A 20,888-nucleotide genomic window follows, 5' to 3' on the forward strand; every position below is an offset into this window, starting at 1 on the left:
GCTTCCTCGGGCCTTGTCGACCCTTTGTTGTCATGGGTGTTCGGATTCACTCAAGTACGCCGCCAGGCGATCCATCAGGCGGTCGCAGGCCGCCATCTGTTCGACACTGACAAATTCATCGGGCTTGTGTCCCTGGTCCATGCTGCCAGGACCGCAGACCACCGAAGGAATGCCGGCCTGATCGAACAGCCCGCCTTCGGTGCCAAAAGCCACGGTGCTGAACTCGTCACTGCCGCATAGCCGGGCAATCAGCCGGGCCGCCGCGCTGTCGGTGGGTGTCGCAAGGCCCGGATAGGCCGATATTTTTTCAAAGCGGATACCGGTATCGGTGTCCAGGGCCTGCATGGCCGGCAGCAACGTCTGCTCGGCGTAGTCCTGCAGTTCGTCGACGACCACTCGCGGGGCGAAGTCCGGCAAGGCGCGGATCTCGAAATCGAAACGGCAGTCCGCTGGAACGATGTTCAGCGCCGTACCGCCCTGGATCACGCCGACCTGCACGGTCGAGAACGCCGGATCGAAGCGCTTGTCGTGCAATGGCGGCCGGGCCAGGGTGGCGCCGATGTCGCCCAGCCGACCGATCAGGCGCGCGGCCTGCTCGATGGCATTGACCCCATAAGGCGCATAGGCCGAATGACAGGCGGCGCCGCGCACGTGACAGCGCATCGCCAGTTTGCCCTTGTGGCCGAGCACCGGCTTGAGTTCGGTCGGCTCGCCGATCAGGCACAAGGTCGGTGCCGGGATGCGTTGCGGCAGCACTTCGAGCAAGCCGCGCACACCGAGGCAACCGACTTCCTCGTCATAGGAAAACGCCAAGTGCACCGGGCGCTTCAAAGGGCTGGAGAGAAACATCGGTACCGCCGCCAGTACAGAAGCCAGATAGCCCTTCATGTCCGCGGTGCCGCGTCCGTAAAGCCTTCCGTTCGCCTCGCTCAGGCAAAACGGCTCGACCGTCCAGGCCTGGCCGTCCACCGGCACCACGTCGGTGTGCCCGGACAGCACGATGCCGCCGGCCACGCGCGGGCCGACCGTGGCCAACAGATTGGCCTTGGTCCGCTCGGCGTTGTAGATCAGTTCGCAATCCACGCCCAGTCCGTGCAGGTAGTCGCGCACGAACTCGATCAGCGCAAGATTCGAATCGCGGCTGACCGTGGCGAACCCGATCAATCGCGCGAGCATGGCGCGGCTGCGCAACTCACTCATCGCCGGGCACTCCATAGGCGGGGGCCAGGGTCGGATTGAGGGCGCGGGTCAGATAATCCTGAAGTTGCGGTTCGTAGGCCGTCCACAGTTTGTCCAGCTCGCCGATCGGGTTTTCATCGGCCCAATCCACCCGCAGGTCGACCATCGGCCAGGTCAGGTCACCCACCACCGACAACGCCGCCGAGTGCACCGCGCCAGCTTCGCCGCCGGCATCCTGCCCGGCCTGCAAGGCGTTCATCAGCCGGGTGGCGAGGCAGCCTTCGCTGTTTTCGAACGCCGCGACCATCGCCTCGATCACCCCGCTGTTGGCCAGCAAATTGCCGGCCGCCACACATTGGTCACCGGCCACCGCGTTATTGATGCCCAGGGCATGGTTGCCGCTGAACACCGCCGTGCGCCCGTGGGCATCGACCACCGCCACCTGGCGGTATTGGCTGTAGCCGTTGCGGGTCAACGAGTGGTCCAACGCCTGGGGCGGCGCCGAGCCGCCCGCCAGTTCATCGAGGATCTGCGGGCCGAGGGCCGGCAGCGTGATGTTCTGGCTCGACACCGCGCCGACACCGGCCCGCAGCCACGGGCAGCGCGCGCCGACAGCAATGCTCGAGGAGCTGATGGCAATGCCCAACTGACCGGTCTCGGCGCAGCGACCCACGATGGAAAAAGTCATGGCGAATTCCTTATTCAGGGATGACAGCGATCACATCGATTTCCATCAGCCACTGCGGCTGGCCGAGGGCGCTGACCACAAGGCCAGTGGAAATCGGGAACACGCCCTTGAGCCACTTGCCGACCTCCTGGTACACCGGCTCGCGATAGCGCGGGTCGATCAGGTAGGTGGTGGTCTTGACGATATGGCTCAGGTCGCTGCCCGCCTCTTCCAGCAGTTGCTTGACGTTGCGCATGGCCTGTTCGGCCTGGGCGCGCGGATCGCCGAGGCCCACCAGTTGGCCGTTGAAATCGGTACCGACCTGACCACGCACATACACGGTGTTGCCGGCGCGCACGGCCTGGCACAAATCATTGTCCAGCGTCTGGTTCGGGTAGGTGTCCTTGGTGTTGAACATGCGGATGCGGGTATGAGTTGGCATTAACGAACTCCCATGAGGCTGGCTTTCTGAACAGGTACACGGGCGGCTTCGGCTTGACGCTGGGTCGCATCCCGATAGTTGAGATAGGTGTGCTGTTTAACGATGTGGTCGGCGATGTGCTTGGCATCGTGCCAAACGCCCCAGATAAACGCGGAGCCGCGGCGGGACTGCCAAGGTAACCCGACGAAATACACCCCCGGCTCGGCCGACACGCCGCGCTGGTGCCGGGGTTTGCCGTTTTCCTTGAAGGCATCGACCTTCAACCAGCTGTAATCGGTGGAGTAACCCGTGGCCCAGATGATCGTGGTAACACCGGCCTTGAGCAGGTCCAGTTCCAGGATTGGATGGGTCACGCAATCCGGATCGGCCAGCATGGCCCGGGCTTCGGGCTCCAGCGGCAGGTCCAGGCCATTGCGTTCGACATAGGCGTCGGCCTTGTCGAGCAGCGCCAGATAATTTTCATCGCCGCGCCGGATGTTGTCGGCCAGGTTGTCTTCGAAACTCACCACAGTGCCGTTGAACGATTGGGTCAGGCCGACCAGCGTCATGCCCTGATGGGCCAGCCGGCGGAAGTCCACGGTGTGGCCGCCTCGGGCACCGCTCACGGCGATGGTCACGTGCTCTTTACCGGGCTGCATGGTTTCGGCATCCCACTCGCCGAGCACCCCCAGCCACCAGCAGAAATCACGGTTACGATAGGCTCGTGGCGGACGGTCATGGGCGCCGACTGACAGATAAACCTGTTTGCCGGAGCGTTGCAGTTCATCGGCGATCTGCACGCCCGAAGAACCGGCGCCCACCACCAGCACCGCGCCTTCGGCCAGTTGTTGCGGGTTGAAGTATTGGGCGGAGTGAATCTGCATGATGCCGGCGATTTGCGGGGCAATCGGCGGAATTGCCGGGCGTTGGAACGGACCGGTGGCGACCACTACGTGGCGGGCCTCGATCACGCCTTCAGAAGTTTCAACAGTGAAGCCTGGACGATCAGCGTTGCGTTCCACTTTCCTGACTTCAACGCCAGTACGGATCGGTGCGTTAAATTTGCGGGCGTAGGCTTCGAAGTACTGAGCCACCTGCTCTTTCCCGGCGAAGGCATCCGGGTCCAGACCGTCGAATTCCAGCCCCGGGAAACGGTCGTGCCAGGCCGGACCGTTGGCTACCAGCGAATCCCAGCGGCCAGTGCGCCAGGCTTCGGCGATACGACTGCGCTCCACAACGAGGTGCGGCACACCGAGCTTGCCCAGGTGTTCACTCATGGCCACGCCGGCCTGGCCGGCGCCAACAACAAGCGTATCAATTTCGGTCTTGTCTACTGTCATGGCTGTGCACTTCTGAAAGGTGGTTCGATTCAGGTCGGTCATGGCTGTCGCCTCGATTCTGATCACTGTTGTTCTTCTGCTTGAGCTATCGGTGTCAGGGTGTTGGCCGCATTCTGTTCGGAGCCGGGAAATAGCGAAATTATGTTTTTTGTGGTCGCTGGCGAGGAAAAAGCGTCGAGCCGACCGACTGGCCGTGCAAGGTTGCGGTCGACCCAATCCCGGCCTATGGTCCAAGCGATGCATTGCCCGCGACCGACGCAAAGACCCGGCGCGGATTGCTGTCCATCCAGTGCGGATTTACGCAAGGAGTGATGACATGCCCGACAATTCCCGTCCTGCCGTGCTCGAACTGATTGGCAATACCCCCCTGGTGCGCGTCAGCCGTTTCGATACCGGCCCGTGCACACTGTTTCTCAAACTCGAATCCCAGAACCCCGGCGGTTCGATCAAGGACCGTATCGGTCTGGCCATGATCGACACCGCCGAGCGCGATGGTCGCCTCAGGCCCGGCGGCACCATCGTCGAAGCCACCGCCGGCAACACTGGCCTGGGCCTGGCCCTGGTCGGCCGCGCCAAGGGCTACCGGGTGGTGCTGGTGGTGCCGGACAAGATGTCCACCGAGAAGGTCCTGCACCTCAAGGCCATGGGCGCCGAGGTGCACATCACCCGCTCCGACGTCGGCAAGGGCCATCCCGAGTATTACCAGGACGTCGCCGCGCGGTTGGCGGCGGAGATTCCCGATGCGTTCTTTGCCGACCAGTTCAACAACCCGGCCAACCCGCTGGCTCACGAATGCAGCACCGCGCCGGAGATCTGGGCGCAAACCCAGCATGATGTGGACGCCATCGTCGTCGGCGTCGGCTCGGCCGGGACCCTCACCGGCCTGACCCGATTCTTCAAACGGGTGCAGCCGGACCTGGAAATGGTCCTGGCCGATCCGGTCGGTTCGGTGATGGCCGAATACAGCCGCGGCGGCACCCTTCCAACCCCCGGTTCCTGGGCGGTGGAAGGCATCGGCGAAGACTTCATTCCGTCGATTGCCGACCTGTCGAGCGTGCGCCACGCCTATTCGATCAGCGACGAAGAAAGCTTTGACCATGCTCGCCAACTGCTGCGCGCCGAAGGCATTCTCGGCGGCTCATCGACCGGCACCTTGCTGGCGGCGGCGTTGCGTTACTGTCGCGAACAGACCCAGCCGAAACGGGTGGTGAGCTTCGTCTGCGACACCGGTACGCGTTACCTGTCGAAGGTCTACAACGACCAGTGGATGAACGATCAGGGCTTGCTGCAACGCAAGCACTACGGCGACCTGCGCGACCTGATCGCGCGGCGTTTCGAGGATGGCCGGGTGATCAGCGTCGGCCCGGATGACACGCTACTGACGGCTTTCCAACGCATGCGCCTGGCGGATGTCTCGCAACTGCCGGTGCTGGTGAACGGCAAACAACTGGTCGGCGTGATCGACGAGTCCGACATCCTGCTGGGTGTACATGAGGACGTTGCACACTTTCGCAAGGCCGTCTCCAGCGCCATGACCGACAAACTGCAAACCCTGCCCCCCGATGCCACCCTGGCTGAACTGGAAGCCGAGCTGGGCCGTGGGCTGGTGGCGATTATCCAGGACGCCTCGGGCTTCCACGGCCTGATTACCCGAACCGACATGCTCAACCATTTGCGGAGATCCCTGCCATGAATCAACAGGACAAAAACGCCCCGCCACAGGGTTTCGCCACCCGGGTGATCCACGCCGGGCAAGCACCGGACCCATCCACCGGGGCGTTGATGCCGCCGATCTACGCCAACTCCACCTACCTGCAACAGAGCCCCGGGGTGCACAAGGGCCTGGACTACGGGCGTTCGCACAACCCCACGCGCTGGGCACTGGAGCGTTGCGTGGCCGACCTCGAAGGCGGCACCCGGGGTTTTGCGTTCGCCTCGGGGCTGGCGACCATTTCCACGGTGCTCGAACTGCTCGACGCGGGCTCGCACATCGTCTCGGGCAACGACCTGTACGGTGGCACCTTCCGCCTGTTCGACAAGGTGCGCCAGCGCAGCGCCGGGCATCGCTTCAGCTTCGTCGACCTGACCGACCTGGCGGCGTTCGAGGCCTCCCTGCAAGACGACACCCGCATGGTCATGGTCGAAACCCCGAGCAATCCGCTGCTGCGCCTCACGGACCTCGCCGCCATCGCCCGCACCTGTCGCGCCCGCGGCATCATCTGCGTGGCCGACAACACCTTCGCCAGCCCGTGGATCCAGCGCCCGCTGGAGCTGGGATTCGACATCGTGCTGCACTCGACCACCAAGTACCTCAATGGTCACTCCGACGTGATCGGCGGCATCGCCGTGGTCGGGCAGAACGCCGAACTGGCCGAGCGCCTGGGTTTCCTGCAAAACGCCGTCGGCGCCATCGCCGGCCCGTTCGATGCCTTCCTCACCCTGCGCGGCGTGAAGACCCTGGCCCTGCGCATGGAGCGGCACTGCAGCAACGCGCTGGAGCTGGCGCAATGGCTGGAACGCCAACCGCAAGTCTCACGGGTCTACTACCCGGGCCTGCCGTCGCACCCGCAACACGAACTGGCCCAACGGCAAATGCGCGGTTTCGGCGGAATGATCTCCCTCGATCTCAACAGCGACCTGGCCGGCGCCAAACGCTTCCTTGAAAGCGTGCAGATCTTCGCCCTGGCCGAAAGCCTGGGCGGCGTGGAAAGCCTGATCGAACACCCGGCGATCATGACCCATGCCACCATTCCGCCCGATACCCGCGCGGAACTGGGGATTGGCGACGGGTTGGTGCGGTTGTCGGTGGGGGTTGAGGATGTGGAGGATTTGCGGGCGGATCTGGCGCAGGCGTTGGCGCGGATGTAAGCAAGTTGGCTTCCACACTTTTGAGTTTCTGTCATACGCAAATTTTGTGCTTACTAGAAATCCATTGTAGGAGCGAGCCTGCTCGCGATGGCGGCGGATCAGTCGATATTGATGCTGGCTGACACTCCGCAATCGCGAGCAGGCTCGCTCCTACAGTTTTGAATTTCTGTCATACCAAAACTTGGTGTTCACCAGAGATCCCCTGTGGGAGCGAGCCTGCTCGCGATGGCGGCGGATCAGTCGATATTGAAGCTGGCTGACACTCCGCAATCGCGAGCAGGCTCGCTCCTACAGTTTTGAATTTCTGTCATACCAAAACTTGGTGTTCACCAGAGATCCATTGTAGGAGCGAGCCTGCTCGCGATGGCGGCGGATCAGTCGATATTGAAGCTGGCTGACACTCCGCAATCGCGAGCTGGCTCGCTCCTACAGTTCCGTTTTGGCCCTCTCCCCTGCTTCAACGCTGGTCAAGCCCGCAAGAGTCCCTATAATCGCGCCGTTTTCGTCTACCCTCACGAAGCGTCGTGCAGCAATCAGCTTGTGCGGGGCGCATCGACATTTTTCCGCTATTGAACCGGAGAACTTCCATGCTCAAACGTACCCTGGCAATGGCCGTCGGCCTGACCCTGTCCTTTTCCACCCTGCTGGCACAGGCCGCCGACACCCTCAAGGTCAGCGCCATTCCCGACGAAGCCCCCACCGAATTGCTGCGCAAGTTCAAGCCCCTGGGCGAGTATCTGGAGAAACAGCTGGGCATGAAGGTCGAGTTCGTACCGGTGTCCGACTACCCGGCGGTGGTCGAGGCCCTGGCCACAGACCGTATCGACATGGCCTGGCTGGGCGGCTTCACCTTCGTGCAGGCGCGGCTGAAAACCGGCAATGCCATTCCATTGGTACAGCGTGAGCAGGATGCGCAGTTCACCAGCAAATTCATCACCGCCGACCCGGCCGTCAAGTCGCTGGCCGACCTCAAGGGCAAATCGTTCGCCTTCGGCTCGGTGTCGTCGACGTCGGGCAGTTTGATGCCGCGCTATTTCATGCTGCAGGACGGCATCAAACCTGAAACCTATTTCAGCCGTGTCGGTTACTCCGGCGCCCACGACGCCACCGTCGCCTGGGTTCAGGCTGGCAAAGTGGACGCCGGCGTACTCAATGCCAGCGTCTGGGCAAAACTGGTCGCGGCCGGAAAGGTCGATACCGACAAGGTCAAGGTCTTTGCCACCACGCCGGCCTACTTCGACTACAACTGGACCGTACGCGGCACCCTCGACCCGGCCCTGGCTGACAAAATCAAGGCGGCCTTCCTCGCGCTCGATCCGGCAAAACCCGAAGACAAGGCCATTCTGGACCTGCAAGCCGCCAGCCGCTTCATCGAGACCAAGCCTGAGAACTACAAGGGCATCGAGGAAGCCGCGCGCGCTGCCGACCTGCTGAAATGACGCTGCATCTGAACCGGGTCAGCCTCACCCACGGCAACGGCGTGCGTGCGCTGCATGAGGTCGACCTGCACATCGGTGCCGGTGAGCAAGTCGCAATCATCGGCCCGTCCGGTGCCGGCAAGTCGAGCCTGCTCAACGTGCTGGCCACCGCCCTGCGCCCGGACGACGGCGCGGTCGAGGTCCTCGGCGAGCACGCCTGGCAGCTTGGCGCGCATCGGCGTCAGCAGCTGCGGGCGCGCATCGGCCTGGTGCATCAGGCGCCGCCACTGCCACCCCGGCAACGGGTGGTCACGGCGGTGCTGGCCGGAAAGCTGGGCCAGTGGGGTTTTGCCAAAAGCCTGCTGAGCCTGCTGCATCCGGTGGATGTTCCGGGGGCGCGGGCGGCACTGGTCAAGCTGGACCTGGGTGACAAGCTGTTCGCCCAGTGCCAGCAATTGTCCGGCGGCCAACTGCAGCGCGTGGGCATTGCCCGGGTGCTGTACCAGGCGCCCGAAGTGCTGCTGGCCGATGAGCCGGTGTCGGCGATGGACCCCGTACTGGCCGGGCACACCCTGTCGATCCTCTGTCGCCACGCCCGGGAGCACAAGGTGACACTGGTCGCCAGCCTGCATGCCGTAGAACTGGCCTTGACGCACTTCACGCGCATCATCGGATTGCGAGAAGGACAGGTCCTGTTCGACCTTCCCGCCAGCGACGTCGACCACGATTTGCTCGACAAGCTCTACGCCAACGAGCAACTGCTGTCGCCACCCACGCCAGTGACGCCCTTGATCCTGCAGATTCCCCGATGCTGACCCGCGATACACGAGACCCGGCCACCCTGCCCCGCCTGCTGCTCAGTCTGTTGGCACTTGCTCTGCTGTGGCCCGGCATTCATTTCAGCGAACTGGACCTGGGTGTGCTGCTCCAGGCCGACAGCCAGAGTGAGATGGGCCGGTTTGTCTCAGCCTTCTGGCCGCCTGCCCATGGTGAAGAGTTCCTTCAGCTACTGTGGCAAGCCACGTTGCAAACCCTGGCCATTGCCACCGCCGGCATGGCCCTGGCCTTGATGTTGGCTGTGCCCGCCAGCTTGTTGGCCAGTCGAGCGCTGTCGCTGTCCGCAGCCTCGCGCAGTGGTCGTCCGAGCGCACTCGGGCGGCTGTTGCGCTGGCCGGTGCGCGGGTTGCTGATCTTCCTGCGCAGCGTGCCGGAAATCGTCTGGGCCTTGCTGTTCGTGCGCGCCGTCGGCCTTGGCCCGACGGCCGGGGTGCTGGCGATTGCCATCACCTACAGCGGCATGCTGGGCAAGGTCTACGCGGAAATCTTCGAATCCGTCGACCAGCGTCCCGCCCACTCACTGCTGCAAGCCGGCAGCGGCCGGTTGGCGGCGTTCTGCTACGGCATCCTGCCCAATGTCGGCGCGGAGTTGCTGTCGTACACCGTGTACCGCTGGGAATGCGCGATCCGCGCGTCGGTGGTGATGGGCTTCGTCGGCGCTGGCGGGCTGGGCCAGCAGATCGACTTGTCGTTGCGCATGTTCGCCGGCGGTGAAGTGGCGAGCATGTTGCTGACCTTTTTCGTCCTGGTGCTGTTCGCCGATCAGATCAGCCGCCTGCTGCGCTGGAGGTTCGCATGAATCGCCTGATCAACCTGCTGCTGATCCTGTGCATTGGTGCAGCGGTCGTCGCTTCGTTCCGCTATCTGGGCATAGACCTCGGCGAACTGGGTGGCAGCGGTAATCTGAAGCAGATGGGCGCCTACGTGCTGCGTTTTCTCAGCCCGGACCTGAACACCGGCCATCTGCAAGCCATCGGCCGTGGCGCCGTGGAAACCATGGCCATGTCGGCCCTCGGCACCCTGCTCGCGGCGGTGTTCGGCCTGATGCTGGCACTGCCGGCGGCCGGGCGTTTCGGATGGCCGCTGCAGAGTGCGTCGCGCCTGGTGCTGAACGCCCTGCGCGCCATTCCCGAACTGGTGTGGGCCGCGCTGATGGTGCTGGCCGCCGGACTCGGCCCGAACGCCGGGACCCTCGCACTGGCCATGCACACCACCGGGGTGCTGGGTCGATTGTTCGCCGAAGCACTGGAAAACACCCCGCCGCAACCGGCCGAAGCTATTCGTTTGCAGGGCGGCAACGTGGTCTGGGCTTTCTGCTACGGCACCCTGCCCAACCTGTTTCCGCAGTTGTTGGCGTACATCCTGTACCGCTGGGAAAACAACATCCGCATGGCCAGCGTGCTCGGCTTTGTCGGTGCCGGCGGTTTGGGGCAGATGCTCTATGTCAGCCTCAGCCTGTTCCAGGAAGCCCAGGCGAGCACGGTGATCCTGGCCATGTTGCTGCTGGTGTTTGCCGTTGATGGGTTGAGCAGTTGGAGTCGCCAGCGCTGGGTTAAGGCGTGATGGGGGATTGAATGGATTTACACCTATATGACCGGTGATTGAGCTACTCGGCCTTTTTACCGGAGGTCATGAGTTCAATCGGATGCCGAAACTGGACTCGTCTGATGCCAAAACACACAGACCAAAGAGCTTCTCTTTGACTGGACAGGTACTCGACTTTCACTGACATGATCATGTCTCCAGGGCGCGATCCAAGGGTTAAAAGTGGATTTCAGCGGTCTTGAGGCCCAAGTCTCGAAGCTCGGCGATCAGGTCATCCAGATGCCCGAAAGACTCGACTTCCTCGTTGTCATCAACCAAAAAATAACTTCTCCCGGCGTCCTTCTTGAAAAACACGATCCACTCCTTGGGGTTGGTCGGGTTTGCGATCACATGGGTGTCAAAGGTCACGCCTTCGGCGTGTTTGCTTTTCACAGCTTTACGATTCATGTCAGTCACCACGCTACACGCGCTCTCAAGATTCTCTATTTACAGTGCATGCCCGCCCAGCTCCATCTGAACTTTCTCTATAAACATCTCCAGCCGCCCGAAGCAGTGGATCAAAGGCATTTCAATTATCACTGTATGTTAATATTATGCACATGCATCCACTGAGGAGCTAGCCATGATTGCGATAGGTGAGGCATGGAAGGCGGGGTTGTTGGGGCGAGAGCATTGGCTCCGCAATCTGGTGTCTGGCGTGATCGTCGGGGTCGTGGCGCTCCCTCTGGCAATGGCGTTTGCCATTGCATCTGGCGTCAAACCCGAGCAAGGCATCTACACCGCAATCATCGGTGGCCTGCTGGTTTCGCTCTTTGGGGGAAGCCGCTTGCAGATTGCCGGGCCGACAGGTGCGTTCATCGTGATCCTGGCGGGAGTCACGGCCGAGCACGGTATAGACGGTCTGCAAATCGCCACGATGATGGCGGGTGCCATGTTGTTATTGCTGGGGATGGCCCGGCTCGGTGCAATCATCAAGTTTATCCCCGATCCGGTGATCGTCGGATTCACCGCAGGCATCGGCGTGATCATCTGGGTCGGACAGTGGAAAGACTTTTTCGGTTTACCGAGGATCAGTGGAGAGCATTTCCATGAAAAGCTCTGGCATTTGCTCCAGGCGCTCCCTGATCTTCATATGGCCACGACCCTGCTGGCGGTACTCAGTCTTTTCCTGGTCATCACCGCGTCCAAAATTCCCGGACTCAAACGGGTACCTGGCCCATTAGTCGCAATGGCGGTCGCTACAGCGATACAGTCAACCTTTCATTTCGAGGGGGTAGCCACGATCGGCAGCGCATTTGGTGGCATACCTCAAGGCCTTCCAGCGTTGAGCCTGCCTGAAATCACGCTGTCTCGCGTCATCGACTTGATCGGTCCGGCGTTCACTATCGCCATGCTTGGAGCGATCGAATCGCTGCTGTCCGCCATGGTGGCCGATGGCATGGCGGGCACTAAGCACGATTCCAATCAGGAACTGGTCGGTCAGGGAGTGGCTAATCTGGTCACGCCATTGTTTGGCGGTTTCGCAGCGACCGGAGCCATTGCCCGTACTGCAACCAATATCCGTAACGGCGGCACGAGCCCGCTGGCCGGCATTACGCACGCGGTCACGTTGGTGCTTATTATTCTGTTTCTGGCACCTCTGGCCTCAAACATCCCGCTGTGCGCCCTGGCCGCCATTCTTTTCGTGGTCGCGTACAACATGAGCGAGTTGAAGCACTTCAAACGCATGGTCCAGCGGGCCCCGCGCGCAGACGTAGCTATCCTGCTCATCACTTTCAGTCTCACAGTGTTCAGTGACTTGGTGATCGCTGTGAACATCGGCGTCATCCTTGCGATGCTGCACTTCATGCGCCGCATGGCCTCATCTGTTGAGGTACAACAGGTAGTCGAGCACGAGCTTGAAGAAGAGTTGAGGGCCAATGGGCACACTCGCCTACCGCCTGGGACAATGATTTATACGATTGAAGGGCCATTGTTCTTTGGCGCGGCCGAGACCTTCGAGCGAGTCCTGGCACAGACCCATACCGATCCACGTCTGCTGATCATTCGCTTGAAGCGTGTACCGTTTATGGATATCACTGGCTTGCAGGTACTGGAGGAGGTCATTCAGCAACTGCACAAGCGCAATATCGTGGTGAAACTCTGCGAAGCGAACACGAAGGTGCTCAACAAGCTCGATAGGGTGGGTATCTTGCAAGAAATCGGCACGGAGCATTACCACGCCGACTTCAACACCGCGCTGGCTAAAGCGGTCAGTCTCGCAGAGGGTCCATCGACACTTTAAAGGCTTGCTGCCCGTGCCAGGTTATGACTTGGTACTGGCGGCATGCTTGCTTTTGGTCGAATAGGTGGCACCGTGGGTGTCCAGGTAGTCACGAATCAGTTGACGGACCACCTGAGAAGGCGTCAGGTCTTGTGCTGCACAGAGTTCCTCGAAGGCTTTTTTCTTGACGGGATCAATGAGCACAGTGAGGCGCGCAGTCTTGCTTTCCATGGGGTATTCAATCGCTCAATTCGCTAGATGTTAATCAAATTGTAATTGCCTTGTCCGGCGCTGTCACTGTGCTGCTCGTTACTTCGACTTTACTCACAAGAAAAGATTCGGCTCTCACGGTGGGTGATGAGTCGGATCTGCTTCGACTCGCGTGGATAGTCCCCATCCGCGAGGAAGGGAGCAAATTTATTCCAAGCTAGCCGACTGCCTGCCAAACCAATACTTTCAACGCAAAAAACCTTCCTGCGCGTCAACACAGGAAGTTTTTTTTGTTTGCGGCCGATCAGTCTTTAGCCTGGCTCAACTTGGTGAACAACTCGGTCGGTACTTTTTTGCCGTTCGAGGTGAACTGGTTGGTGCGGAACTTGTACACCTCACCCTCGGACAGGAAACCGTCGCCGTTGGTGTCCATCGCCTTGAATTCCTCAGCGCCCTTGGGCGCCACCGCCAGCAGTTCCTTGAGCGACACGCGGCTGTCATCATCGGTGTCGGTGCGCGCAAACGAAGCATCGCCGCATTTGCCTTCACCGCACTTGCCCTCGGCCTGGGTCTTTTGCGCGCCGGCTTCGGCACCGCACTTGCCTTCGCCACACTTGCCTTCGCTGGTCTTCTGCGCGGAAGCCAATTGATAGCCCTGAGGCAAGGCCTCGGCGGAAAACGCCGAGGACGCGAAGTTGATACCGCCGACCAGCGCAACAGCGATCAGGCCAATGCGGGTTTTGTTCGACTGGATACGAGACATGTTGATACTCCGGATCAATGGTGCGGCGGGACCTCTATTGGTCGTACCGCAAGGGTTGATAAACCTGGTGGCGAGCTGCGTTGTGCATCTCGCTTTGCCAGGTCTATTTGGCCCCGGTGGTGTATCCCGGCTGTATCCGTAAAGCGCTGGTTTTGTATGGCTGTATGCGGATGCCGCGCCCTGATACACGGCGATACACGAAAGCCGATACTCCGTTGCTCATGTCCGCAGGAGCGCTTGTTTAAAAAGGTTGTAGGGTATTTCCCGAGGGCTACAACACCTTGCGTCGTTGCCTACGGTTACGCCAGAATCCGCCGGCTTGTGCGCCTAGGGTCCAGGTTTTATCGTTTGCGCGTCGTTGCCAATTCAGCGACCAGGCTTGGAACCCTGATGATTAAACGGCGCATAACGCCCTTCATAACCTATGGTGCACACTTTTGAGTGTGTACTCCGTTATGGCGGCTGTGCGTGGGAGACCTTAGGGTCTGCCGGGTTTCCGTTTCCCGGGTTCCAACCTGCGTACAGCTGCCACCCTTCGCTTGGAACCGAATGGTGCAGCGCTAACTCGTAGACGGAGAGTTACCATGTTCAAAGTCACCCCCAACCCGCCGGACACCGATCCGACATCCCCGTACGAATCCGATTCAAACAAGCTCAACGAGGCTGCCGAACGCACGCTCGCCTACCACTTCCCGTCGACTGCCGACATCAAAGCCACACCGCGCACGCCTGGCTCTCTGTTTACCGTCGACCCCAAGATCGATACCGAAACCCTGATGGTGTATCTGGTCGAAACGCTGGCCTCGGTCGATGTGATGGTGCACCAGTTGGTGGATCACCTGGACGGCGGATCGCGCAATGCCCTGCTGGGGATTTCCAACAGTGTGATGTTGGCGGAGATCACGGCGAATCGGGTGCTGGACCAAATCGACCCGCCCGCATAAATACGGCTACCTGAGGCGAGGGAGTTTGCTCCCTCACTTCAGTTCCTGTGTTTTTGATGTTGGCTGGGCTATCACTAGTTCGGGTCCAGCAACCCCCCACTCCAATTACGCGACACCCGGCTACCGGTGAACTTCGCCACCCCCATGCCCTGGGGGATCAGGCGGTCGCGATAGCGCGTCACCAGGCGCCCCGCTTGTTCGGCGTGCAGTACCACTTCGGAGGACGGGTCTCCCGGCCGCCCAAGGATTCGCGCAAAGCGTTGCCCTTCCTCGACAAAATCCCCCAGCTCTTTTTCGAAGATCAGCACCCCGGGTTGCGGCGCGATGATGGTTTCCATGTTGCCCATTTCCACGGCCTCAACGGGCCAGTCCGTGGGCGCCACTGACTCATCGATGACACCGCAACCGCACAGCCAGTTGTACAGCCCTTCGGCATCCTGTTCGGCAAAACGATCGCTGACATCGCCCTGCCCGCGCAGCTCCAGGGTCGCAGCCATGCGCCCCGCTGTGACTCCGTCGCGTATCCAAGGAGCAATGATGGTTTCCTCGAAGGAGCCATCGCCGCCGTCATCCCAGATGATCGCCACGTCCATCTTCATCGCCGCCGCCAGTTCGCGGCCACGGGGCCAGAAACTGCGGTGCATGTACAGGTACGGCAGCGCCTCGTCATCGGTATGCAGGTCGAGCATCACATCGGCCGGGGCGGCCAGTTGCACCAGTTGCTTTTGCCATTGCTGAACGCAGGTCGAAGGTCGTTCCATGGCCGCCGACTGGTCGAACCCGCGATTGAAGTTTTGCCCGGTGGCGTCGTGATAACGGCCGAGGATCCGCCCCTGGCGAAACTGCCCGATGCCCAGCGGATTGGCCTGCGGCACCACGGTGATGTTGCCTTTGAGCCGGCCCTGGGTTTCGGCGGTGTGCAGTCGTTGCATCAACAGGTGCAGGACCAGCATCCCGGCGATTTCATCGGCATGAACGCCGGCCTGCAAGTGCACGTTTGGCCCGCTGCCGTCACCCGCATAACGCCAGGCACCGACCCGCACGGCGTCACCGTTGTTGTTGCGAACACTGAACGAAATATCCTGCGGCATTGGCTTTCCCTCCCGTCATGAACCTTGAAAAACGTTGTATCGCTGCTGCCGAGGCTGGTGATTGAACAGACGTTCAACTAAGCTCGGCATCGTGGAACCTCACCCAAGGACAGCCTTGTGACAACCGATGCCCCGAAAAACCGCCGCGCCGAACCCGAGGACCGTCGCGAAATGCTGGTGGCCGCCACCCTGCGCTGCCTGGGCCGCGACGGTCACGCCGGGATTTCCGTGCGACGCATTGCCACCGAAGCCGGGGTGTCCGTGGGGTTGCTCAACCATCACTTCGGCAGCATCGAAGTACTGATCGCCGACACCTACCAGCGGCTGGCGAGCGAACTGACCACGGCCCTGCTCCAGGAAATCGAGCAGGCCCAGACACCCGCGCAAAAGATCGATGCCTTTCTCGAAGGCTCGTTTTCCCCCAGGGTCATGGACCCGAAACTGCTCGGCGTGTGGGTGGTGTTCTGGAGCCTGATCCGTCACTCCGAACACGTCAGCCAGTCCCACGAAAAAAGCTACCGCGCCTACCTCGACCTGATCCGCCAGTTGCTCGAAGGGCTGGCCGCCAGCGAAGGCTTCGTGATTCACGACACGCGCCTGGCCGCCATCGGCTTATCGGCGATGCTCGACGGTCTCTGGCTCGAGTGGTGCCTGAACCCCGAGACCTTCAGCGCCGCCAACGGACTGCATATCTGCCGTTGCTGGATAAAGGGGCTGCGTCACGGAGCATTCAGCACCGACGACGTCTTGTGACGCGTGTCGGCCGAAGATCATCGCCAGAGGGCCGCTGACGGAGGTCAACCCGTGGCGAACTCATCAGGCTGACCTGCGTACCGGCGTTCCGCGCCGTTCGGCAAAGGCAAACAGCGCTTCGATCAGGAACGTCAGGCAGACGTAGACACCGGCCACCAGCAACAGGGGTTCGTACACCTGCAGGGTTTGCGCGCGGACCACGTTGGCGGCGCCGAGCAGATCGATCACGGCGATGGTCGAGGCCAGCGCCGTGGACTTGAGCAGCATCACGGTTTCCCCCGCCAGAGTCGGCAGCAACAGGCGCATCGCCCGGGGCAAGCGCACCCGCAGCAAGGACTGGCGCGCGGTCATGCCGAAGGCCGATGCCGCTTCCATTTCACCCTTGGGTACCGCCAGCAGGCCACCGCGAATCACTTCGCCGACATAGGCCCCCACCGACACCACCAGGGCGAACACGATGTACCAGTAACCGTCGCGCAGGTACGGCCAGAGGAAGCTGCCGCGAATCAGCGGGAACTGGGCAAACAGGCTGCCCAGGCCGTAGTAGAAAATGTAGATCTGGATCAGCAACGGCGTCCCGCGCGTGACGCTGGTGTAGAACAGGCTGACCTTGGCGATCACCCTGTTTTTCGAGATCCGCGCCAGCGCCACCAGCACCGCCAGGACAAACCCGAACACACTGGCGATCAATAAAATCGTGAGGGTGGTTTGCAGCCCCCGGCCCAACAGTGCCGCGTATTCAACTATCCACGCTGGAATCATTTCATTCTCTCTGCCGGTTCAGTCAACAAGAGGCATCCAGCGACGAATGCGTCGCTCCAACCGTCCCGAAAGGTAGTTGGACACCAGCGTCACCGCGTAGTACAGCGCGGCAGCCGTGAGGTAGAACAACAGATAGTGGCGCGTCGACCCCGCGCCTTGCTTGGCGGTGTACAGCAGTTCGTTGGTGCCGACCACGCTGATCAGCGCACTGTCCTTGATCAGGTTGATCCACAGGTTGGCCATCCCGGCCATGGCGTAAGGCGCCATGATCGGCAGCGTGACCCGGCGGAACAGGCCGAAACCGTTGAGGCCGAACGCCTTGGCCGCTTCGATCTGGCCGAAGGGAATCGCCTGGATCGCCGCGCGGAAGATCTCCGAGGCATAGGCGCCCTGCACCAGCCCCAGCACCACGATGGCCGCCAGCGGTCCGCTGACATTGACCACGCCGTAGCCCAGGTGGGTCATCAGCGAATTGAGGAGCATGGAGCCGACGTAGTACAGCAACAGAATCAGCAGCAATTCCGGCACCGCCCGGAACAAGGTGGTGTAGCCGCGCATCAGCGCTGCAATCGGCTTTGGCGCGCCAAGCTTGAGGCACGCCACCACCAGCCCGATCGCCAGCCCGAGCACAAAGGCCCCGGCGGAAATCTGCAGGGTCATCCAGAGCCCCTTCAACAGCGCACTGCCCCATCCCTGCTCGGTGAAATTGATCAGATCGAACATTGCCGGCATTTCACTCTCCAGTCGGAGGACACGGTCCCCTGTAGGAGCGAGCCCGCTCGCGAAAAACGTTAACGATGGCGCGGTCATTCAGATGACCCGCGGCGCTTTTGCGTCCATCGCGAGCAGGCTCGCTCCTACAGGTTTTTTTGTGTGCCTGGGGTCAGAACGCAGGCTTCACGCTGGTGCCGAAGTAGCTCTGGGACAGGTCGTCGTAGTCTTTGCTCGCCAGCAATTCCTGGATGGCCTTGTCCAGTTTGGCCTTGAGTTCGGTGTCGTCCTTGCGCAGGCCGGCCCCCACGCCTTTGCCGAAGATCGGGTCATAAGGCACGGTGCCGAGGTAGGCCAGGTCCTTTGCATCCGGGGTCTTGATGAACGCGGCCATGGCAGTGCCGTCGGCCATCATCAGGTCAATGCGCCCGGCAATCAGGTCGGCGTTGGCCGAGTCCTGGGTGTCGTAGTACTTAACGTCGGCAATTTTTTCGTAGTAGGTCTTCAGGTAGCTGGCGCTCACGGTCGAGTTCTGCACGCCGATGATTTTGCCCTTGAGGTCATCCGGATACTTCTTCACCGACGCCTCTTTCGGGCCGACGACGGCAATCGCCGAATCGTAGTAGGCCTTGCTGAAGGCGATCTGTTTTTCCCGTTCTTCGGTCACCGACATCGAGGAAAAGATCACGTCGATCTTCTTCGCCAGCAGCGACGGAATGATGCCGTCCCACGCCACTTCCTTGATCTCGCAATCGGCTTTCATTTCGCTGCACAGCTTGTGGATCAGGTCGACTTCGAAGCCCTTCCACTCACCGTTGGCCTGTTTTTCGGTGTACGGCGGATAGGGTTCAGCCGCCACCGCGAACCTGATCGGCTGTGCTTGCGCCGCACTCATGCCGGCCAGCATTACGCAGGCCGCACCGGTCAACCAGTTTGCAAAACGTCGATTTCCCATGTTGTTTTCCCGTCTTTTTATGATGAGTTAGCGAGTCTGATGAGCGTTGACGAATTGTCGGCAACGCTCGCTGCGTGGGTGTACGAACACTTCGTCCGGCGAACCGGTTTCCTCGATCAGCCCTTGATGCAAAAAGGCGACTTTGGAAGAGACATCGCGTGCGAAAGCCATTTCATGAGTCACCAGAATCATGGTCCGGCCTTCTTCGGCGAGGGAGCGGATCACCCGCAGCACTTCCCCGACCAGTTCCGGGTCGAGTGCCGAGGTGGGTTCATCGAACAGCATGACCTTGGGCCGCATGGCCAGGGCCCGGGCGATGGCCACCCGTTGTTGCTGTCCCCCGGAGAGAAACGCCGGGTACTCGTTGCGCTTGGCCGCAAGGCCTACGCGTTCGAGCAGGGCTTCGGCCCGTTCCGTGGCCTCCGCACGGCTTTCACGCAGGACCTGGGTCGGCGCTTCGATGAGGTTTTCCAGCACGGTGCGATGGGGCCAGAGGTTGAAGTTCTGGAACACCATGCCCAGGCTCGACCTTATGCGCACAAGCTGTTTGGCGTCCGACACCAGCGGTGCGCCGGGGCGATTCTGGTTGAGGTGAATGCTTTCGCCATCGACCAGGATGCGTCCCTGATCCGGCACTTCGAGCATGTTGATGCAGCGCAGCAAGGTACTTTTGCCCGAGCCGCTGGCACCGATCAGGGAGATCACCTCACCCTCGCGGGCGGTCAGGGAAACGCCCTTGAGCACTTCGATATTGCCGAAGCGTTTGTGCAGGCCATCGACCTCGATCATGGTCTTGGCGGCGACCGGTTCGACGGTCGCGGTACGGGTCACCGTGCCGATCACCGGCCTCGGCGCTTCACCGTTGAGCACCTGGACAAAGCCACAAATGCGCTGGCAGGCCTGGGCCAGTCGCTCGTCGCTCAGGGTGAACGACAGCCGTACAAAACCCTGAGCCGGCTCACCGAATGCCGCCGCATCCAGCACCGAGACACCGGCTTCGCGCAGCAGGCGCCAGGCGAATTCCAGCGAGGTCAGGCCGGTGCCGCGCACGTCCACCAGCACGAACATGCCGGCATCGGGGTTGAGCACGCTGATGCCCGGGCAATTCGCCAGGCCGGACACCACCAGGTCGCGGCGCCGACGATAGATCTCGCGCATGCCATGGCTGACTTCGTCATGGGACTGCACGGCCTTGAGCGCCGCTTCCATGACAAACCCGGGCAAGCCGTACAGCATGCTCAACACCAGGGTTTCGACATGATTGACCAGGGCTTCATTGGCCACGACCCAGCCGATGCGCCAACCGGTCATCGCATGGGATTTGGACAGGCTGCCGATCACCACGCAGCGCTCGGCCATGCCCGGCAACGCTGCCAGGCTCAGGTGTTGACGCTCGTAGGCGAGGCTCTCGTAGACCTCGTCCACCACCACCCACAGATCATGGGCGATAGCGAGTTCGGCGATGGCTTGCAGCTCTTCGCGATTGAGTACCACGCCGGTGGGGTTGTTCGGGTTGGAGAAGAAGATCGCCCGGGTGCGTGGGGTAATGGCCTTTGCCAACACGGCGGCATCAAGGCGAAAACCCGAGTCCGCCGCGCAAGGCACCCGCACCAGCGTGGCGCCGGACGCCTTGAGCGTCGCTTCGTAGGTGACGTACATCGGATCGAAGGCAATCACTTCGTCGCCGGCACCGAGCAGGCACATCGAGGTGGCGAACAAGGCGTTCTGCGCACCGGCCGTGAGAATGACGTTGGACGCCTGCAGTTCGCGGTCGATCAACTGGCTGTAGCGACCGGCAATCGCCTCGCGCAGGGCCTGACGGCCGGCGATTTCGGTGTAGTGGGTATCCCCTTCACGCAGGGCGTGGATGGCGGCGTCGGTGATGAAATCGGGGGTGGGGAAATCCGGGTCGCCGACGCTGAGGATGATTACGTCCTCGCCTTTGCGCTGCGCCGCACTGGCCGCGTAGTGGATATCCCAGGCGGCAACGCCTTGGCCACTGATCCGTTCAACAAAGGGTGAAAACCGCATGCCAGTGCCTCGTTCGAATTGAAGAAACGCAAGCCCGCAACCAGCCGGGGGAAGGTGGCCCCCAACATAGTCCAGACTGAACACTCGTTCAACAGAAAACTCGCAAGGCTTCGCGTTCAGCGCAAACAGG

At 61.5% G+C, this 20,888-nt stretch carries 21 protein-coding genes; 9 read left to right on the forward strand and 12 right to left on the reverse strand.

The features are described from left to right. Positions 1-30: 30 nt before the first annotated feature. From argE to ACM6J5_RS15950, 4 genes are read right to left on the reverse strand one after another with little or no spacing between them, the layout of a single operon-like run. Positions 31-1,200, reverse strand: coding sequence for an acetylornithine deacetylase (argE, locus tag ACM6J5_RS15935; protein WP_414928926.1), 1,170 nt, complete (start codon positions 1,198-1,200; stop codon positions 31-33). Further along, positions 1,193-1,867, reverse strand: coding sequence for a DUF1028 domain-containing protein (locus ACM6J5_RS15940; RefSeq protein ID WP_095946343.1), 675 nt, complete (start codon positions 1,865-1,867; stop codon positions 1,193-1,195). Before ACM6J5_RS15940 ends, argE begins: the two co-directional genes overlap by 8 nt. 10 nt (positions 1,868-1,877) lie before the next feature. After that, the gene (locus ACM6J5_RS15945) at positions 1,878-2,288 is read right to left on the reverse strand and encodes a RidA family protein (protein WP_003201555.1); all 411 of its coding nucleotides are present in this window, start codon (positions 2,286-2,288) and stop codon (positions 1,878-1,880) included. Further along, positions 2,288-3,649: a flavin-containing monooxygenase gene (locus ACM6J5_RS15950; protein WP_414928927.1), complete on the reverse strand. Its 1,362-nt coding sequence runs from the start codon at positions 3,647-3,649 to the stop codon at positions 2,288-2,290. The genes ACM6J5_RS15945 and ACM6J5_RS15950 overlap by 1 nt, the downstream gene beginning before the upstream one ends. Before the next feature lie 274 nt (positions 3,650-3,923). On the opposite strand from ACM6J5_RS15950, the gene ACM6J5_RS15955 reads away from it, so the two are divergent. The 6 genes from ACM6J5_RS15955 (at position 3,924) to phnE (ending at position 10,293) form a co-directional block, all read left to right on the forward strand. Further along, positions 3,924-5,300: a pyridoxal-phosphate dependent enzyme gene (locus ACM6J5_RS15955; protein ID WP_150674156.1), complete on the forward strand. Its 1,377-nt coding sequence runs from the start codon at positions 3,924-3,926 to the stop codon at positions 5,298-5,300. Next, entirely contained in the window at positions 5,297-6,475 is a 1,179-nt protein-coding gene (locus ACM6J5_RS15960; protein ID WP_414928928.1) for a trans-sulfuration enzyme family protein, read from the forward strand. The genes ACM6J5_RS15955 and ACM6J5_RS15960 overlap by 4 nt, the downstream gene beginning before the upstream one ends. Before the next feature lie 587 nt (positions 6,476-7,062). Continuing rightward, positions 7,063-7,914, forward strand: coding sequence for a putative selenate ABC transporter substrate-binding protein (locus ACM6J5_RS15965; RefSeq protein ID WP_150674154.1), 852 nt, complete (start codon positions 7,063-7,065; stop codon positions 7,912-7,914). Next, complete coding sequence (locus tag ACM6J5_RS15970) at positions 7,911-8,708, forward strand: phosphonate ABC transporter ATP-binding protein (protein ID WP_414928929.1); 798 nt, start codon at positions 7,911-7,913, stop codon at positions 8,706-8,708. The genes ACM6J5_RS15965 and ACM6J5_RS15970 overlap by 4 nt, the downstream gene beginning before the upstream one ends. Further along, positions 8,702-9,529 carry a PhnE/PtxC family ABC transporter permease gene (locus tag ACM6J5_RS15975; protein WP_414928930.1) on the forward strand — a complete coding sequence of 276 codons (828 nt, stop codon included), beginning with the start codon at positions 8,702-8,704 and terminating at the stop codon, positions 9,527-9,529. Before ACM6J5_RS15970 ends, ACM6J5_RS15975 begins: the two co-directional genes overlap by 7 nt. Continuing rightward, positions 9,526-10,293 carry a phosphonate ABC transporter, permease protein PhnE gene (phnE, locus tag ACM6J5_RS15980; protein ID WP_414928931.1) on the forward strand — a complete coding sequence of 256 codons (768 nt, stop codon included), beginning with the start codon at positions 9,526-9,528 and terminating at the stop codon, positions 10,291-10,293. Before ACM6J5_RS15975 ends, phnE begins: the two co-directional genes overlap by 4 nt. 198 nt (positions 10,294-10,491) lie before the next feature. Here phnE and ACM6J5_RS15985 read toward each other — a convergent pair whose 3' ends face one another. Continuing rightward, positions 10,492-10,722 carry a hypothetical protein gene (locus ACM6J5_RS15985; RefSeq protein WP_032828974.1) on the reverse strand — a complete coding sequence of 77 codons (231 nt, stop codon included), beginning with the start codon at positions 10,720-10,722 and terminating at the stop codon, positions 10,492-10,494. A 175-nt stretch (positions 10,723-10,897) separates the two neighbouring features. Between ACM6J5_RS15985 and ACM6J5_RS15990 the strand changes: the two genes are divergently transcribed. Beyond that, on the forward strand, positions 10,898-12,559 hold the full coding sequence (locus tag ACM6J5_RS15990) for a SulP family inorganic anion transporter (RefSeq protein ID WP_414928932.1): 1,662 nt from the start codon (positions 10,898-10,900) through the stop codon (positions 12,557-12,559). Positions 12,560-12,580: 21 nt separating this feature from the next. On the opposite strand, the gene ACM6J5_RS15995 is transcribed toward ACM6J5_RS15990, so the two are convergent. Together ACM6J5_RS15995 and ACM6J5_RS16000 are read right to left on the reverse strand one after the other, a co-directional pair. After that, entirely contained in the window at positions 12,581-12,769 is a 189-nt protein-coding gene (locus ACM6J5_RS15995) for a ribbon-helix-helix protein, CopG family (protein WP_046043116.1), read from the reverse strand. 283 nt (positions 12,770-13,052) lie between these two features. After that, positions 13,053-13,511 (reverse strand): hypothetical protein, encoded by a 459-nt coding sequence (locus tag ACM6J5_RS16000; protein ID WP_095946243.1) that lies wholly within the window; start codon positions 13,509-13,511, stop codon positions 13,053-13,055. Positions 13,512-14,095: 584 nt separating this feature from the next. Here ACM6J5_RS16000 and ACM6J5_RS16005 point away from each other — a divergent pair. After that, positions 14,096-14,455 carry a DUF6124 family protein gene (locus ACM6J5_RS16005; protein ID WP_414928933.1) on the forward strand — a complete coding sequence of 120 codons (360 nt, stop codon included), beginning with the start codon at positions 14,096-14,098 and terminating at the stop codon, positions 14,453-14,455. Between the two features lie 74 nt (positions 14,456-14,529). On the opposite strand, the gene ACM6J5_RS16010 is transcribed toward ACM6J5_RS16005, so the two are convergent. Next, the gene (locus ACM6J5_RS16010) at positions 14,530-15,546 is read right to left on the reverse strand and encodes a succinylglutamate desuccinylase/aspartoacylase family protein (protein WP_414928934.1); all 1,017 of its coding nucleotides are present in this window, start codon (positions 15,544-15,546) and stop codon (positions 14,530-14,532) included. Between the two features lie 117 nt (positions 15,547-15,663). On the opposite strand from ACM6J5_RS16010, the gene ACM6J5_RS16015 reads away from it, so the two are divergent. Continuing rightward, the gene (locus ACM6J5_RS16015; protein ID WP_095946245.1) at positions 15,664-16,299 is read left to right on the forward strand and encodes a TetR/AcrR family transcriptional regulator; all 636 of its coding nucleotides are present in this window, start codon (positions 15,664-15,666) and stop codon (positions 16,297-16,299) included. Positions 16,300-16,362: 63 nt separating this feature from the next. Here the strand turns inward: ACM6J5_RS16015 and ACM6J5_RS16020 are convergent, their stop codons facing one another. The 4 genes from ACM6J5_RS16020 to ACM6J5_RS16035 form a co-directional block, all read right to left on the reverse strand. Beyond that, positions 16,363-17,061 carry an ABC transporter permease gene (locus ACM6J5_RS16020; RefSeq protein WP_103397407.1) on the reverse strand — a complete coding sequence of 233 codons (699 nt, stop codon included), beginning with the start codon at positions 17,059-17,061 and terminating at the stop codon, positions 16,363-16,365. Positions 17,062-17,079: 18 nt separating this feature from the next. Next, positions 17,080-17,793: an ABC transporter permease gene (locus tag ACM6J5_RS16025; RefSeq protein WP_150674147.1), complete on the reverse strand. Its 714-nt coding sequence runs from the start codon at positions 17,791-17,793 to the stop codon at positions 17,080-17,082. A 151-nt stretch (positions 17,794-17,944) separates the two neighbouring features. Then, positions 17,945-18,727 carry a transporter substrate-binding domain-containing protein gene (locus ACM6J5_RS16030; protein WP_150674146.1) on the reverse strand — a complete coding sequence of 261 codons (783 nt, stop codon included), beginning with the start codon at positions 18,725-18,727 and terminating at the stop codon, positions 17,945-17,947. Between the two features lie 27 nt (positions 18,728-18,754). After that, on the reverse strand, positions 18,755-20,758 hold the full coding sequence (locus ACM6J5_RS16035) for an aminotransferase class I/II-fold pyridoxal phosphate-dependent enzyme (RefSeq protein ID WP_150674145.1): 2,004 nt from the start codon (positions 20,756-20,758) through the stop codon (positions 18,755-18,757). Positions 20,759-20,888 lie beyond the last annotated feature (130 nt).

The organism is Pseudomonas sp. IT-P74 (assembly GCF_949768175.1).
Classification (GTDB): Bacteria; Pseudomonadota; Gammaproteobacteria; order Pseudomonadales; family Pseudomonadaceae; genus Aquipseudomonas.